Origin of the sequence: Pseudomonas laurylsulfativorans, from assembly GCF_002906155.1 — a bacterium.
Lineage (GTDB): Bacteria > Pseudomonadota > Gammaproteobacteria > Pseudomonadales > Pseudomonadaceae > Aquipseudomonas > Aquipseudomonas laurylsulfativorans.
The window spans coordinates 732,080-747,530 of record NZ_MUJK01000001.1 but is presented as its reverse complement, the minus strand read 5'-3'; the positions used below and the strand labels follow the sequence as shown (position 1 = coordinate 747,530).

The 15,451-nt window shown below is 59.7% G+C and carries 12 protein-coding genes and 2 pseudogenes; 12 read left to right on the top strand and 2 right to left on the bottom strand.

All coding sequences use genetic code 11. The features are described from left to right. Positions 1-7: 7 nt before the first annotated feature. From B0D71_RS03390 to B0D71_RS03370, 5 genes are all read left to right on the top strand, one after another. Positions 8-2,410 carry an efflux RND transporter permease subunit gene (locus B0D71_RS03390; RefSeq protein WP_103393464.1) on the top strand — a complete coding sequence of 801 codons (2,403 nt, stop codon included), beginning with the start codon at positions 8-10 and terminating at the stop codon, positions 2,408-2,410. Positions 2,411-2,565: 155 nt separating this feature from the next. Then, complete coding sequence (locus B0D71_RS03385; RefSeq protein WP_103393463.1) at positions 2,566-4,128, top strand: DUF1302 domain-containing protein; 1,563 nt, start codon at positions 2,566-2,568, stop codon at positions 4,126-4,128. A gap of 21 nt (positions 4,129-4,149) precedes the next feature. Beyond that, on the top strand, positions 4,150-5,550 hold the full coding sequence (locus tag B0D71_RS03380; protein WP_103393462.1) for a DUF1329 domain-containing protein: 1,401 nt from the start codon (positions 4,150-4,152) through the stop codon (positions 5,548-5,550). 74 nt (positions 5,551-5,624) lie between these two features. Then, complete coding sequence (locus tag B0D71_RS03375; protein ID WP_103393461.1) at positions 5,625-6,497, top strand: SDR family NAD(P)-dependent oxidoreductase; 873 nt, start codon at positions 5,625-5,627, stop codon at positions 6,495-6,497. Between the two features lie 424 nt (positions 6,498-6,921). After that, entirely contained in the window at positions 6,922-8,538 is a 1,617-nt protein-coding gene (locus B0D71_RS03370) for a multiheme c-type cytochrome (protein WP_103393460.1), read from the top strand. Positions 8,539-8,551: 13 nt separating this feature from the next. On the opposite strand, the pseudogene B0D71_RS31700 reads toward B0D71_RS03370, so the two are convergent. Both B0D71_RS31700 and B0D71_RS03360 read right to left on the bottom strand, forming a co-directional pair. After that, positions 8,552-8,683: pseudogene (locus B0D71_RS31700) on the bottom strand (GNAT family N-acetyltransferase); the annotation flags it as partial. Then, positions 8,683-8,924: pseudogene (locus tag B0D71_RS03360) on the bottom strand (DUF2790 domain-containing protein). The pseudogenes B0D71_RS31700 and B0D71_RS03360, both read right to left, overlap by 1 nt. A 22-nt stretch (positions 8,925-8,946) precedes the next feature. On the opposite strand from B0D71_RS03360, the gene B0D71_RS03355 reads away from it, so the two are divergent. Genes B0D71_RS03355 through B0D71_RS03325 form a run of 7 tightly spaced genes read left to right on the top strand, consistent with a single transcriptional unit; the run spans position 8,947 to position 15,241 of the window. Beyond that, positions 8,947-9,624: a thermostable hemolysin gene (locus B0D71_RS03355; RefSeq protein WP_103393459.1), complete on the top strand. Its 678-nt coding sequence runs from the start codon at positions 8,947-8,949 to the stop codon at positions 9,622-9,624. Beyond that, a complete protein-coding gene (locus tag B0D71_RS03350) occupies positions 9,614-11,095 on the top strand; it encodes an AMP-binding protein (protein WP_103393458.1) in 1,482 nt (493 codons plus the stop codon). Before B0D71_RS03355 ends, B0D71_RS03350 begins: the two co-directional genes overlap by 11 nt. Then, positions 11,092-11,766 (top strand): iron-containing redox enzyme family protein, encoded by a 675-nt coding sequence (locus B0D71_RS03345; protein ID WP_103393457.1) that lies wholly within the window; start codon positions 11,092-11,094, stop codon positions 11,764-11,766. The genes B0D71_RS03350 and B0D71_RS03345 overlap by 4 nt, the downstream gene beginning before the upstream one ends. Further along, the gene (locus B0D71_RS03340; protein ID WP_103393456.1) at positions 11,753-12,562 is read left to right on the top strand and encodes an SDR family oxidoreductase; all 810 of its coding nucleotides are present in this window, start codon (positions 11,753-11,755) and stop codon (positions 12,560-12,562) included. Before B0D71_RS03345 ends, B0D71_RS03340 begins: the two co-directional genes overlap by 14 nt. Next, entirely contained in the window at positions 12,559-13,203 is a 645-nt protein-coding gene (locus B0D71_RS03335; RefSeq protein ID WP_103393455.1) for a tetratricopeptide repeat protein, read from the top strand. Before B0D71_RS03340 ends, B0D71_RS03335 begins: the two co-directional genes overlap by 4 nt. 11 nt (positions 13,204-13,214) lie before the next feature. Next, positions 13,215-13,877, top strand: a complete 663-nt coding sequence (locus B0D71_RS03330; protein ID WP_103393454.1) for a response regulator — start codon at positions 13,215-13,217, stop codon at positions 13,875-13,877. Then, the gene (locus tag B0D71_RS03325; RefSeq protein WP_103393453.1) at positions 13,874-15,241 is read left to right on the top strand and encodes a sensor histidine kinase; all 1,368 of its coding nucleotides are present in this window, start codon (positions 13,874-13,876) and stop codon (positions 15,239-15,241) included. The genes B0D71_RS03330 and B0D71_RS03325 overlap by 4 nt, the downstream gene beginning before the upstream one ends. Positions 15,242-15,451: the final 210 nt, after the last annotated feature.

Below are 15,451 nucleotides of genomic sequence, written 5' to 3'. Positions count from 1 at the left end.
CACTCTCATGAATAACAATAAAACGCTGTTGGTCGACCGTTGCGCCGACCTTTTGCTGGCTCACCGCCGTTGGTTGCTGCCGCTGTTTGTCGTCCTGACCGTCGTGTTCGCCGGCACGGCAACCCGGATCAAGCTTGATCCGGGGTTCTACAAAATGATTCCCCTGCAACACCCTTACATGCAGACATTCGTCCAGTACCTGGATGCGTTCCCGGGGGCCAACCGGGTGTTGTTCAACTTGCGCTGGAAAGGCGAGGGCGACATCTACAACCCGGTGTTCCTCAAGGCGCTGCACGCAGCAAGCGATGAGGTGTTTTTCATCCCGGGGGTCGAGCGTACGCGGGTGTCGTCCCTGTTCACCCCGGACACCCGCTATATCGAGGTGACCGAACAGGGCTTCTACGGCGATGTGGTCGTACCGGCGCGTTTCAGCGCCAGCCCGGCGGACCTCGACGTGGTGCGACGCAACGTCGCGCGCTCCGGGGTGATCGGCCGGCTGGTGCAGAACGATTTGAAGGGCGCCCTGATACGGGCCGACTTGCAGGAAATCAATCCGCAAACCGGCCGCAAGGTGGATTACGCCGAAGTCGCCGCCGCCCTGGACAAGATCCGCGACAAGTACGCCAGCGAGCAGATCGAGGTCAACGTCATCGGTTTTCCGGTACTGATCGGCGACATCATCACCGGCCTGTCCAGCGTCTTTGCCTTCTTCCTGGTGGCCTTCGTGATCACCATGGTGCTGCTGTTTTTCTACTGCCGCTCCTTGCGCCTGACCTTGCTGGCGCTGACCGTGGCGCTGCTGCCGGTGATCTGGTTACTGGGGCTGCTGTCATTGATGGGGTTTGGCATCGATCCGATGTCGATTCTGGTGCCGTTCCTGATCTTTTCCATCGGTGTCTCCCATGCCGTGCAGATGACCAACGCCTGGAAACTTGAAGTACTGGCCGGCGCCGATTCGCTGACGGCGGCCCACACCTGCTTCCGGCGTATCTTCGTGCCCGGTGCCCTGGCCTTGTTGGCCAATGCCCTGGGGTTTGCGGTGATCATGCGCATACAGATCGACAGCGTCCGCGAGCTGGGGATCATGGCTTGCCTGGGGGTGTTGCTGATGATCGTCACCAACAAGATGATGCTGCCGATCCTGCTGTCGAACATGCGCCTGGAGGATTCTGCGCGGCGTGCCGGGGTTGCCGAGAGTGGGCGCCATCGGTTCTGGTGGGCGCTCTGCGCCGTGACCCGACCAGGGCCGGCACTGTTGGTGATCGGTGTGTCCCTGAGCCTGTTGGCAGTGGGCGTTGTCGAGTCGCGAAAACTGGTGGTCGGTGATATCGGCAGCGGGGCGCCGGAATTGCGCGATGGCTCTCGCTACAACGTCGATAGCCACAGCATTGTCAGCCGCTACGCGATTGGCGTGGACGTGTTGACGGTGGTGGTCGAAGCGAAGCAATTCGCTGGCGATGACGCCTGCCTGCACTACGACGTGATGAACGCAGTGGACAAGTTCGCCACCTTCCTGCGCGGCGTGCCGGGAGTGCAATCAGTGGTCAGCGTGACGGACCTGGCCAAGGTCGGTATCGCCGCCAACAACGAAGGCAATCCGCGCTGGGCGGCCCTGCCGCGCAGCAGCCAGGCCCTGCAACAAGGTGCCGAGGCCTACAACCCGGACATGGGCATGAACACTCAGGGCTGTTCGGCCATACAGGTGTTGATCTACACCCAAAACCACGAGGGCGCGACACTTGCCCACCTGACCCGGGAGATCAAGCGCTATATCGCCCTGCAACCGCACGAGGATGCCAGTCCCGCGTTCCGCGTTGACCAGGCTTTTCGGCTGGCGGGCGGCAACGCCGGGGTAATGGCCGCCACCAATGAAACCGTCGAAAAAGCCGAAGTGGACATGCTCGTTGCAATCTTCAGCGCAATCACCCTGATGTGCTTTTTGACCTTTCGATCCTGGAAGGCGGTGTTGTGCATCATCGCGCCGCTGGCCGTGGTATCGGTCCTGTGCAATGCCTTGATGGCCCTGTTGGGGATCGGCCTGAAAGTGGCGACGCTGCCGGTCGTGGCCCTGGGCGTCGGCGTAGGGGTGGACTACGGCATCTATTTGTTCGAACGGGTCGAGCATCAGCTCGAACGGGCAGGGCAGGATTTGCGCACGGCGTTCTATGAAGCCTTTCGCCAGCGCGGTACGGCTGCGGTGTTCACCGCCGTGACCATGTCAATTGGTGTGGCGACCTGGGCTTTTTCGCCCCTCAAGTTTCAGGCGGACATGGGCCTGCTGTTGGCCTTCATGTTCCTGGTCAATGTGTTCGGTGCGGTGCTGTTGCTACCGGCGTTGGCCTGCTGGCTGAACGTGGGCCGGCGGCGCACGGCCTCTGCGGCAAAGACGCGAATACCCGTTGCCCGATAGCCGGGCGACACGCAACAAAAACCTCCTCTGACTCAACCCTTTTCCGGTAGCGCAATGGCGTTCTGACCGTGGGCGTCGCTGCGCCAGAAAAACCTGAATCACGGTCGTTACAGGGCAACAACAACTCACAAGAATGTCCCAGTGGAGCTGTCTAGATGAACGATAAAAAACCAGAGGCCAGGCGCAAAATGCTGTCGCGCCATTTCAAACTGAGCTGCGTGACGTGTGCCTTGACCACGTTTGCCTTGCCCTCCGTACAGGCCGGTACGTTCGAGTTCGGTGACGGTATCGAAGCGGACTACCTCACGACGCTTAACTATGCCCTCAACACCCGGACGGAAAAGCAGGCTCACCAGTTGCTGAACAACATCAACGGCGATGACGGTGACCGCAACTTCGATCGCGGCAGCTTCTTCAACAATCGCGTCAGTGCGCTTGGCGAACTGAACATTCACAAAGGTGACAATGGTGTCCTGCTGCGCGGCTCGACCTTCTACGATTTTGCCTACAACAGCTCCAACGACAACGACTCGGCCGCCACCCTCAACAAACTGGGCGCGGTCGATCATTTCACTTCCCAGGCGCAGGATCGCAGCGGCACTCGCACGCGATTGCTCGACGCCTATGCCTACACGACCCAGACCGTAGGCGATGATGGTTACCTGGACCTGCGCCTCGGCAATCAGGTTGTCGCGTGGGGTGAAAGCCTCTACATCTCCGGTATCTCCGGGGTGCAGGGCCCTGTCGATGCGACCAAGAGCAACATTCCAGGCACCGAGATCAAAGAGATCCTGCTGCCTGAACTGCAAGCCTCCGGCAAGTTCACGATCAATGACCTGACCTTGCTTGGCTACACCCAATTCAAGAACCATCCGTATGAGTTGTCACCCGGTGGCGACTATTTCTCCTACGCCGACATGATCGGACCAGGTTCCGACTTCATACGCCTGGCGCCCGGTGATCTCGCGACACTGGCCGCCTCCGGAGGGGCACTGACCCGAGGCCCGAGCGAAAATGCCCGTGATGGTGGGGAGTGGGGCGTCGGTGCTCGTTACAAAGTCACGCCGTTCACCGAAGTGGGGGTGTACCGCCTGCGCTACCACGATCGCACCCCCAGTGTGATCACCGACTTTGCGACGCTGAGCTATCACCTCAAATACTTTGAAGACATCGACCTGACCGGCGCCAGCCTTTCCACCCGGCTGGGCGATTGGCAGGTATCTGGCGAGGTCAGCTACAAGGACGGCACGCCGCTTGTGACCAAGACCGGCGTTTCCCGTGGCAACGCCACCCAGGTGCAAGTGTCGGCGCTGAAAACCTGGGGCAATACCTGGATTTCACCCCAGGCGAGCTTCTCCGGGGAAATCGGCGCGGTCCATGTCAATGACGTCGACGAGGGAGGCCTCTCCAGCCTGGCCTACGATCGCAACGCGCAATTTGGCCAGTTCAACGTCACCCTGACGTACCCCAACGTCTTCGTGGGCTGGGACATGGACGTGCCTTTCACCTTTGGCCACGCCTTCAACCAGTCTGCCGTCAGTTCCTTCGGTTTCGGCGGCGATGGCGACTCCCGCGCCAGCCTCGGTGGCGTGTTCAAGTACCTGAACAACCTCCAGGTGGGTGTGACCTACAACGCCTATCTCGGCTCGCCGGACCCGCTGGAAAAACCGCTGGCCGACCGCGATTTCGTCGCGATCAACATCAAGTACAACCTATAAGAACCGTCAGGAGAGCAAGAGATGAAGGTTTCAATTTTCCGTGCAAGTCTGCTCGGTGTCGGCATGCTGACCGCGTTGAGCCAATTGGCCTGGGCCAAGGTTTCACCCGAAGAAGCGGCCAGGCTTGGCCACGAACTGACCTGCGCCGGCGCGGAGCGTGCCGGTAATGCCGAGGGCACGATCCCGGCTTTTTCCGGCAAGTGGGTGGGCACGCCGGACACCGTGAAATACGAGGGCACCGGGCACTTCTGGCCGAACCCTTACGCCGCAGAAAAACCGCTGTTCGACATTACTGCGAAAAACATGTCGCAGTATGCCGACAAGCTCACCGATGGCCAGAAGGCCTTACTGACGAAGTACCCGGATACCTTCCACATTCCGGTCTATACCAGCCACCGCGATTTCGATTTCCCGGAGTGGGTGTGTGCCGCGTTCAAGAAAAACGCGGTCACGGCCCAGGTGGTCGACGATGGATTGGGCCTGGCGGCGGTCACCGGATCGAGCCCGTTCCCCATCCCGAAAACCGGCCTGGAGCTGCTCTGGAACATCAACAACACCGGTGCCCAGCCTTACACCACGGAGGTCACGACCCAGGAACTGGTGGTGTACCCGGATGGCAATCTGGCCTGGGGTGAAACCCTGTCCAAATTCCTCGGGCTGCGCAGCGAACCCGGGGTCATACGCGATACGGCCGATGCCAGCGCCAAATACGGCAGGCTCAATGCGTTGTCCCTGACCAAAACCATCCTGCCACTGCGCGACAAGGGCAGCGTGAACGTCTCGCTGGAGTCCTTCAACTACAAGCAAAGCCCGCGTGACGTGTACCTCTACAACCCGGGAACCCGGCGGGTGCGACAGGCGCCGTCGTTCGGTTTTGACATGCCCTTGGGCGTTGGTGGTTTCCGGGTAGTGGACGAACACCACATGTTCAACGGCTCCCCCGAGCGCTACGACTGGAAGATCGTCGGCAAGAAGGAAATCTACATTCCCTGGAACGCCTACAGCACCAACCAGAGCGACGTGAAAATGGCTGACCTGGCCAAATACAAAGGCCATATCAATACCGACTACATGCGCTTCGAACTGCAGCGTGTGTGGGTGCTGGAAGCCACGCTCAAGGAAGGTTTCCGTCATCAATATTCCAAGCGCGTGTTCTACATCAACGAGGACACCTGGTCGGCGGTGATGACCGACCAGTACGACGGTCGTGGCCAGCTGTGGCGTACGGTGCTGGGCAACTGGATGTGGGCGTACGAGACGCAAACGCCGTATTGGGGCATTGCCGCGCACCAGGATCTGATCTCCGGTGCCTACCTGATCGACAACGTGCCGAACGAACGGGGTGCGCCACTGCTCAACGCCGGCAAGGATTGGTCGCCGGCGATGTTCACCGCTGAAGCGGCGGCCCGGGCCGGACACTGATTTTCACGCAACAGCAAAGCCATCGACTCGATACAGGGATGGCTTTGCACTCGACTTGATTGCAGGGGATACCCATGACTCAGACATCTAAAAAACTCGCGGGGAAGGTTGCACTGGTCACCGGCGCCAGCCGCGGCATCGGTCGCGCCATCGCCCAGCGTTTTGCCGCAGAAGGGGCGACCGTGGTGGTCAGCGCGCGCAGCCTCGAACAGACGGCCAGCCTGCCGGGGACATTGGCCGAGACGGTCGAACTGATCAGGCAGTCCGGCGGCCAGGCCATTCCATTGGCGGCCGACCTGGAGCTACCCGCCGAGCGCGACACCTTGGTCGCTCGCGCCGTCGCTGTTGCGGGCGGCCTGGACATCCTCGTCAACAACGCGGGTTTTGCCGAGTACTGCGACGTTGAAACGATGCCCTTCAGTGTGTTCGAGCGCACGCTCGATCACTACTTGCGGGTGCCATTCGCCCTGAGCCAGGCCGCAATACCCCAGATGCGGGCACGGGGTGCTGGCTGGATTCTGAACCTGGGATCGGTGACTGCTCTGCCACCGCTGCGCCCTTATGGCGATTTCGAACGACTCGGCGGAATCGCCATCTATGCTGCGGCCAAGGCGGCCATCAACCGCTTCACACAGAGCCTGGCGGCTGAGCTTGAGGCCGACAATATTGCGGTGAACACCGTGGGGCCCAGCACCGCGATTCGTACCCCTGGCGGCGGGCGCTACATCCCTGACGACTACCCGACCGAGCCCGTCGAATACCTGGTGGAAACCGCCTTGGCGTTGTGCCATTTACCCGCTCGCGACCGAACCGGGCTGATCACTCACAGCCTGCACTTTCCCCTGGTTCAAGGGTTGCCGGTGTTCACCCTGGACGGGATTGAGCGGTTACCGGCACCGGTCATTCCTGCATGGGCGCATCCGGCCATCGAACCGACAGGTGCATAAGTGCTGCAGGTTGCAGCGATGGCGCGTTGGGGCGGATAGATCGGATTACTGATGTCGTGGGGCGGTCGTACGGCAGGACTGGGCCTTTGGTCTGAGGCCACGCCCCCGATTTTGGAGAGAAGTCCCCCACTAATGGGCGCGATTCCCCAGCTCAATACGCGCTTGCATCAGTTCAGGAATTTCACATTCCGAGCAATGTTTGCGGGGGAGTTCAGGTCAGATGACATATGTTGTTACATCGATGGCAGGGTAATTGCTCAGTGAGCCTAACCCGAGCACGAAGGTGCAGAGTCGGGAAACTGTGGATCTGTAAGTACCGACATTGAGTGATTGCACGTAACCATCGGTTTGCATCAAGAAATTCCCCTGGCGACTCAATAGAAGTGCTGCAGTCATCCTCTGCAACCGTCCAGGGGAAATGCCAATGAGCCATTCCAAGTCAGCGCTGCACCTGTTATCGGCCTTGATCATTTCATGGACGACGTGCACCAGCTTTTACATGGCCTTTTTCAATGTCCCGGCAGGCCTGAAGCTAGCCATTGTCGACTTGAATATCTCCCTGGCGACGTTGTTCATACCCTTTCTCCTGTTGATCAGACCTTTCGTTCGCCGTCTTTTCTGCTTACTGGTTTGCCTGCTGACGGTCACGCTGGTGGCGGCCGACGAGCCTTCCGGCAATGACAATCAAAGTAATGAGAAGTGGCTGGAGCCGGCACGCTCCAGGCTTATGCACGTGAATGGCGGGATGCCGTTCTTTCCGCACCGGGCCAATACCACCGGTAACCTGGTCTTGAATGTGAAGGACTTCGACAATGCCCAGGTTTGTGGCGCTTGCCATACGGAGATCTACAAGCAGTGGCGCTCGTCAATGATGTCCCAGGCCTGGGATGAGCCCATCTATCGTGCCTTGCTCAAGCGTGCGAGTGCGGCCACCGAGGGCAAGGTCGACAACTTTTGCACCGGCTGCCATACCCCGATCGGTCTCACGACCGGGCAGATCACTTCGGAGATCAACCGTTCCTCGATCGAAGACAGCGCGAAGAATCATCCGATGCCCGGGGTCGATTGCGAGACCTGCCACAACATCAGTGCCCGCACCGGCCTCGATAACGGCGCCTACGTCATGAGCCCTCGAGCGCACGGTAAACCGACCAAGTTCGGCCCGCGCAAAGATGCTGTTTCGCCTTATCACGACACCGTGTATTCGGCTCTGCACACGCGCTCGGATTTTTGCGGCACCTGCCACAACGTCACGCATCCCTTCAGCAGCGTGGCGGTCGAGCGCACCTATGACGAATGGCAGGAGAGCACCTACAGCCTTAACGATGTCACCTGCCAGAGTTGCCACATGCCGGGCTTCAAGGGCAAGGCCGCGATCATGGGGCCGGACCGCGAGGAGGTCGCCTCGCATTGGTTCAGCGGCGCCAATGCGATGATGCTCAAGCATCTCGGTCAGGAAGAGGGCTCGCAACGCGCGCGCGACATGCTCGGGCGAGCGGGGGAAATAACCTTCCAGCAACTGCCGGCCGTGATCATTCCCGGGCAATACACCTCGGTAGCGGTCAAGGTTACCAACGTCGGCGCCGGGCACAAGTTGCCGACCGGCTTTCCGGAGGGACGGGAGATGTGGATCGATTTCCGCGTGCAGGATGCCAATGGTCGCGAGCTCTATCGACTGGGTTCGATCAAAGACGGCAAGACCGAAGAAAACACGCGCAATTTCAAAGTGCACATCGGCGACAAGGACGGCAATCCGCTGGACGTCGAGGTCTGGAATGCCACGCAGATTCTCTCGGACAACCGCATTCTGCCCAAGGGCTACGATATCGGGGAGTTCTCCTTCCTGGTGCCGGCCGACGCCGTCGGGCCGCTGACCCTGACTGCCGATCTGAACTACTGGCCGTTTTCCCAGAAGCTGGCCGACTACCTGCTCGGCAAGGATAAGCTGCAGGTGGAAATCACCCGGATGGCCAACGTCACGCAGAGCGTACCGCTGGCGACCAGTCTGTCAGTCGTCGGGCCGGATACGCGGCATTTTTAGCTGCGCCGTGTCGACGTCCAGCGTTTCGTCCCCTAGACGAGGCTGCGACATACACTCTGCGTAGCCTACTCGTATCATTTTGAGCATACGGATCAACCGAAAGGCCTCCAATACCTATCAGGCAATCACCCAGATAGGCCGCTATCAGTAACGGATCTTGTGCAACTCACCCTGGCTGTCCAGATAGACCACGGTCACCAGCACCCCACCGGTCCTGTCGGATGTATCGGTGCGCTGCAGTACCTCCTTCACATCATTTTGTCGATCCCGTAGTGGTGTTCGACAGCTGAGACATGCGCGCCGGGTTCTTGCAGGTTGCTCTGGTCGAAGACACTTGGTGCACCTTCAGACTTCGTTAAGAATTGCCTTTGATACTTCTCCCAAATTGATCCGGGGAGACGTTTTTCAATGTCCGATTTCAACTGGAACGTTCAGTTGCCGCTGCACTTTGGCCAGGCCGAAACATCGCAGATGCAGCTCGTCAGAGCATTGCCGGAGGACCCGCTGCGGTGCGCGTTCGAAGCCTTTATCCAGCAACGCTTTCGTAAGGCCCACGGTGCCGATATTCGCCATTTCATGCCGCAACTGTTCGGCATGAGTGATGCGTCCGGTGCGCTGTGTGCGGTGGTCGGCGTGCGGCTGGCAAGCGCCGGCCCCTTGTTTCTGGAGGGGTATCTGGATGAGTCAATTGATCCGCTGATCAGTGCAGCCGCCGGCCAGACCGTAGACAGAACGGCAATCGTCGAGGTAGGTAATTTGGCCGCCAGTGACACCGGAAGCGCACGGATGAGCATTATCGCGATGACCTATCTGCTGGCCATGGGCGGCCTGGAATGGGTCGCCTTTACTGGCAGCCTGGGGTTGGTGAACAGCTTTCATCGCCTGGGTTTGCAGCCCGTGACGCTGTGTGCTGCCGACCCGACGCGTCTGGGCGACGATCGCCACGCCTGGGGCAGTTACTACGAAAGCAAGCCGTGGGTTCATGTTGGCAATATCCGCAGTGGATTCATTCATTTGCGCGACATCGGATTGTTCCGTCGCCTGGGCTTGCCGACCTCTATTGAAGGGGCCTGCCATGTCGCCTGAAATGGAGTGTTTCAAACAGGTCCTGCGTCAACATGCAGAGCAAAAAACCAATGCCATTGCGTTGTGGGGCGATCAACTGAAGCTGGATTACGCCACGCTGTATGCCGAGGTCATTTATCGCCAGCAGCGCCTGCGCGATGAACGGAGCAGGGTGGTCGCACTGGCGTTGGACAATGGCGTCGAAGCGATGCTGTGGGACCTGGCCGCGTTGTTCGAGGGTTTGCCCTGCGTGGTCTTGCCGCCATTTTTCAGTCCTGCGCAACGCAAGCATTGCCTGGAGCAAAGCCAGGCCGAACTCGTCATTGCCGAACCGCAACTGCACGACGAACTGCAAGCGGCTGGATATCAGAAGTGTGGAGCGTTCTGGCACCGCACGTTCAATGGCCCGAACCGGATGCCTGAAGGCACCGCCAAGTTGACCTTTACCTCGGGCACCACAGGTACACCCAAGGGCGTGTGCTTGAGTGCCGACAGCATTCTGCGGGTCGCTCGCGAGCTGGACCTGGCCAGCAAACCCACCGACCCGCAACATCACCTGGCGCTGCTGCCGCTGGCCATTTTACTGGAGAACATTGGTTGTTACGCCGCATTGTATGCCGGCGCTACCTTGAGCCTGCCCAGCCAGAATACGCTCGGGATTCAAGGTGCCAGCGGCGTGGATGTGCCGAAACTGTTGGGATGCCTGGCCAGCCGATCGCCCCAGAGCCTGGTTCTGGTGCCGCAGTTGCTGCAGATACTGGTCAGTGCTGCAGAGCTGAAGGCCTTTGACCCACAGCACCTGCATTTTGCCGCCGTGGGCGGTGCCCGGGTCAGCGAACATCTACTGCATCGTGCTCAACGCGTGGGAGTACCGGTTTACGAGGGTTACGGACTGTCGGAGTGCGCGTCGGTGGTGTGCCTCAATCGCCCGCAAGCACGGCGCCCCGGCAGTGTTGGACGGCCATTGCCCCATGTGGAGATTCGCCTGGCGGACGACGGCGAAGTGCTCATCAAGGGGTCAACCTTGCTGGGCTATCTGGGAGAAGCGCCGCATACCGCCCAGTGGTGGCCTAGCGGCGATCTCGGCGAATTCGACGCCGAAGGTTTTCTTTACCTCAAGGGACGCAAGAAGCATCAGTTCGTGACCAGTTTCGGGCGTAACGTGAACCCCGAGTGGGTGGAGGCCGAATTGACCCAGCGCGGGCCTGTCGCCCAGGCCTTCGTCTATGGCGAGGCCATGCCTCACAACCATGCGCTGCTCTGGCCCCATCGCCCGGACTGCACCGACGAACAACTGGCCAGCGCCGTGGCCCAGGCCAACATGGCTTTGCCCGAGTACGCCCAGGTCCATCACTGGAGTCGGCTCGACCAACCCTTCACTTCCGGCAACGGCTTGCTCACTGCCAATGGCAGGCCCCGCCGCGATGCCATCGTCGAACGCTACCGGGGGCAATTGACCGAATCCGTATTCTCCGAGGAATCCGCACCATGAGTTTTTTTGACACGCTGCAACAAGCGACTGAGCAAGAACGCATTGAGTTGTTCAACTTGCCGATCATCCGTGACGCGCTGGAGGGCGACGTCAGCCTGGAAAGCTACCGGGCTTTTCTGGCGCAGGCCTATTACCACGTGCGCCATACCGTGCCGTTGATGATGGCCTGTGGTGCGCGCCTGCCATTACGTCTGGAATGGCTGCGCAAAGCGGTATGTGAATACATCGAGGACGAGTACGGCCACGAACAATGGGTACTCAATGACATTGAAGCCTGCGGCGGTGACAGGGTCGCTGTCCAGGAAGGGCGCCCGTCATTGCCGATCGAGTTGATGGTCAGTTTCCTCTACGACCTGATTGCCAGGGACAATCCGGTGGGACTGTTCGGCATGGTCAACGTACTCGAAGGTACAAGCATCGCCCTGGCCACACACGCCGCCAGCAGCATTCGCGAGCGCCTGGACTTGCCGCAAAGCGCCTTCAGCTACCTCAGTTCCCACGGCTCGCTGGATATCGAGCATATGCAGACCTACCGTCGACTGATGAACAGTCTTGAAGACCCCGGCGACCAGGCCGCCGTCATTCACGCCGCCAAAGTGGTGTACCGGCTCTACACCGATATGTTTCGTGGCTTGCCGCGCAACGGGGAGCACCTGCATGCGCCTGTCTGAAGCTCGTGTCGTGTTGACCGGTGCCAGCGGCGGCATCGGCCTGGCCATCGCCACCGCACTGTGCGCCAGTGGTGCCCGGGTACTGGCCGTGGCTCGACATCGGGAACCGTTGGTGCCGTTGCTTGAGCTTTACCCCCGTAACCTGTGCTGGATCCGTGCAGACCTGACGTTGCAATCCGACCGCCGCCAGGTGCTGGCGCGGGCCGAGAGCATCGGCGGCATCAATCTGCTGATCAATGCCGCCGGGGTCAATCATTTCGCCATGCTCGAACAGCTGGACGACAGTGAGATCAATTCGATGCTCGCGGTGAACATCAGTGCGCCGATGTGCCTGACAAAACTGATGTTGCCACTGCTCAAGCAAGCCGACAGTGCCATGGTGGTGAACGTCGGTTCGACCTATGGCTCCATTGGCTACCCCGGCTACGCCAGTTACTGCGCCACCAAGTTTGCCCTGCGCGGGTTCTCCGAAGCTCTGCGCCGGGAACTGGCAGACACCCGGGTCAGCGTGCTTTACGTTGCCCCGCGAGCGACCCGTACCAGCATGAACAGCCCGGCGGCCCAGGCGCTGAACGATGCGCTCAAGACCAATGTCGACGATCCGCAAACCGTGGCGGCCGCAGTGATTCATGCCATTGCCGGTGACCGTCGCGACTTGTACCTGGGCTGGCCCGAGCGATTTTTTGTACGCCTGAACAGCTTCCTTCCCCATCTGGTGGACCGAGGATTGCGCAAACAATTGCCACTGATCCGCCGCCTGAGCCAGAAACCCGACCAGGAGAATCTCGAACCATGAAAAAGATCATCGCCTGCCTGCTGCTTGGCGCATTGAGCCAGAGCGTCTGGGCACTGGATGCCGCTGACCAGCAGCGTCTCAACGGTATCCAGCAAAGCTGGGCGCACATTCAGTACGAGTTGCCCGAGGCACAGCGAACCGCGGCTTTTGAAAAACTGGCCGCCCAGGCGTCAAGCTTCAAGCAGGAACGCCAAACGGTGGCTGAGGCCTGGATCTGGTCCGGCATTGTCACCAGTAGCTGGGCGGGCGCCCAGGGCGGGCTGGGTGCGCTGAGCAAGGTGAAGGATGCCAAAGCCGACCTGGAAAAAGCCCTGGCCCTGGACCCCAAGGCCCTGCAAGGCTCAGCCTATACCAGTCTGGGGGCACTCTATGACCGTGTACCAGGTTGGCCCATCGGTTTCGGCGATTCGGACAAAGCCGAGCAGTTGCTCAAGATGGCATTGCAAATGAACCCCAACGGCATCGACAGCCTGTACTTCTGGGGCGATCACCTCTACCGTCAGAAGCATTATGTGGAAGCCAGGGCAGCGCTGCAAAAAGCCTTGCTGGCTGCGCCCCGACCTGGCCGCGAGAGTGCTGACGCCGGGCGCCGCAAGGAGATCGAGACGCTGTTGGCGGACGTGAACAAGAAACTCGGCTGACAGGAGACCCAGTGCGCTTATTACTCATAGAGGATGACGTGGCGCTCGGCGAGGGCATTCATCAGGCCCTCAGCCGTGAAGGCTATACCGTCGACTGCTTGCAGGACGGCAACAGTGCCTTGCACGCGTTGCTCAGTGAAATCTTTGATTTGGCCGTGCTCGATCTTGGCCTGCCACGCATGGACGGTCTCGAAGTGCTCAAGCGCTTGCGTGACAGCGGTTCCAACCTGCCGGTGTTGATCCTGACCGCGCGCGATGCCACCGAAGACCGCATCGCCGGTCTGGATGCCGGAGCCGATGACTACCTGATCAAGCCTTTCGACCTGGCGGAATTGAAGGCGCGCATACGTGCGTTGCTTCGGCGCAGCGCCGGGCGTGGACAATCGTTGATCGAGCACGGCGGTATCTGCCTGAACCCCGGTACCCAGCAAGTCAGCTACAAAGGCGAGCCGGTGGCCCTGACACCCAAGGAGTACCAACTGCTTCACGAACTGCTCTCGCCACCCGGCCGGGTAATGACTCGCGATCATCTGATGCAGTTGCTGTACGGCTGGAGCGAGGAGGCCGAAAGCAACACCCTGGAAGTGCACATCCATCACCTGCGCAAAAAGCTCTCCACCGATCTGATCCGCACCGTCCGTGGTATCGGTTACCTGGTGGAGGAGCGTCGATGACCTCGATCCGGCGTCGCACCCTGACCCTGATCATCGGCCTGATGCTCGCTGGCCTGGCGGTGATCAGCGTGCTGAACCTGCACGACAGCAACCATGAAATTGCCGAAGTCTATGATGCCCAACTGGCCCGGAATGCTCGTCTGTTACAAGGCGTCATGCGCATGCCCATGGCCAGCAAGGAACACTCGGATCTGTATCAGGCCTTCAATCAGGCCCTGAGCGAAGCTGAACCCAGGATCGACGGCCATCCCTATGAAACGAAAATTGCCTTTCAGGTCTGGAACTTCAAGGACGAAGTGCTGGTACACACAGCGAGCTCTCCATCCTTCAGCGTACCGCCACGAACGCCAGGTTTCAGCGATGTTGTCGATCTGAACAAGCGCCATTGGCGCGCTTTCCTGCTCGAAGATAAACAGAACGGCTTGCGCATCTGGGTGGGCGAGCGAGACGACGTCCGGTCGGACTTGGTGGACCGCATCGTGCGCCACACGTTGTGGCCTAATATTCTGGGGAGTTTGATACTGGCCGCCATGCTCTGGCTGGCCATCGGCTGGGGATTGAAACCGCTGGTCAACATGGCTGCAACACTGCGGGCGAGGCATCCCGGCTCACTCGAACCCCTGCAATTGACGCCGCTACCTACTGAGCTTGAACCGATGCAGGCAGCCCTTAACCGTATGCTTGCGCAGATTCAGCAAGTCATGGGGCGTGAGCGACGTTTTATCGCGGATGCCGCCCACGAAATGCGCACACCACTGGCCGTGCTCAGAGTGCATGCACAGAATCTGATGGAAGCGGGGAGTGAAGGGGAGCGTCGTGCGTCGCTTGAGCACTTGATTGCTGGCGTGGACCGTACCAGCCGGCTGGTTAATCAATTGCTCACGATGGCTCGTATCGAGCCTCAAGCAGGAGCGCAACCGCCTGTACCTATTGACTTGGCAGCCACAGTTCGTGACAGCCTGGTCCAGTTGACCCCCTGGTTGTTGAGCAAGGATCTTGAATTGGTTTTCGATGTCAGTGACGACATCGGCCTTGCGAGGGTCGACCCTGCGGCCATCGACATTGCCTTGAACAACCTGGTCACCAATGCGGCGAATTTCTCCCCCCGGCATGGAGTGATCACTGTAAAACTGGTCGAAAAGACCCATGGCTACGAACTGTCTGTCGAAGATGAGGGGCCAGGTATCAATGAGCAGGATCGTGATCGGCTTTTCGAGCGCTTCTACAGTTGCGCGAATGCTCAGGGCGCAGGGTTGGGGCTGACCATCGTCAAGGCCATTGCGGATCGCTTTGGTGGACAGGTCAAACTGGAGAACCGCATCGCCGGTGGGTTACGCGCTACGTTAGAAATATGTCGCGTGTGACGTTGTTCCTGGTCTTGTCTGGTGCTGTGGCTGTCTATACCCAAGCGCAGGAAAGCGACTGTTGGTCGGATGAAAGCGGGTCCGGGTTTTATGAGGTTTTCTGATTACCGTTGCAATTGAAACGGCTTAAAAACAAAGAGTTGAATTATAAAAATAAAGTCATTTGTGAAGATCATTGCTTGTTCGCGTTATGTTTGCATCCGACCTAAG

Bases quoted from the DNA above. Each gene is read 5' to 3' on its own strand.
- B0D71_RS03350 (WP_103393458.1), top strand. From the start codon at position 9,614: ATGTCGCCTGAAATGGAGTGTTTCAAACAGGTCCTGCGTCAACATGCA.
- B0D71_RS03335 (WP_103393455.1), top strand. From the start codon at position 12,559: ATGAAAAAGATCATCGCCTGCCTGCTGCTTGGCGCATTGAGCCAGAGC.
- B0D71_RS03345 (WP_103393457.1), top strand. From the start codon at position 11,092: ATGAGTTTTTTTGACACGCTGCAACAAGCGACTGAGCAAGAACGCATT.
- B0D71_RS03325 (WP_103393453.1), top strand. From the start codon at position 13,874: ATGACCTCGATCCGGCGTCGCACCCTGACCCTGATCATCGGCCTGATG.
- B0D71_RS03385 (WP_103393463.1), top strand. From the start codon at position 2,566: ATGAACGATAAAAAACCAGAGGCCAGGCGCAAAATGCTGTCGCGCCAT.
- B0D71_RS03390 (WP_103393464.1), top strand. From the start codon at position 8: ATGAATAACAATAAAACGCTGTTGGTCGACCGTTGCGCCGACCTTTTG.
- B0D71_RS03355 (WP_103393459.1), top strand. From the start codon at position 8,947: ATGTCCGATTTCAACTGGAACGTTCAGTTGCCGCTGCACTTTGGCCAG.
- B0D71_RS03375 (WP_103393461.1), top strand. From the start codon at position 5,625: ATGACTCAGACATCTAAAAAACTCGCGGGGAAGGTTGCACTGGTCACC.
- B0D71_RS03380 (WP_103393462.1), top strand. From the start codon at position 4,150: ATGAAGGTTTCAATTTTCCGTGCAAGTCTGCTCGGTGTCGGCATGCTG.
- B0D71_RS03370 (WP_103393460.1), top strand. From the start codon at position 6,922: ATGAGCCATTCCAAGTCAGCGCTGCACCTGTTATCGGCCTTGATCATT.
- B0D71_RS03340 (WP_103393456.1), top strand. From the start codon at position 11,753: ATGCGCCTGTCTGAAGCTCGTGTCGTGTTGACCGGTGCCAGCGGCGGC.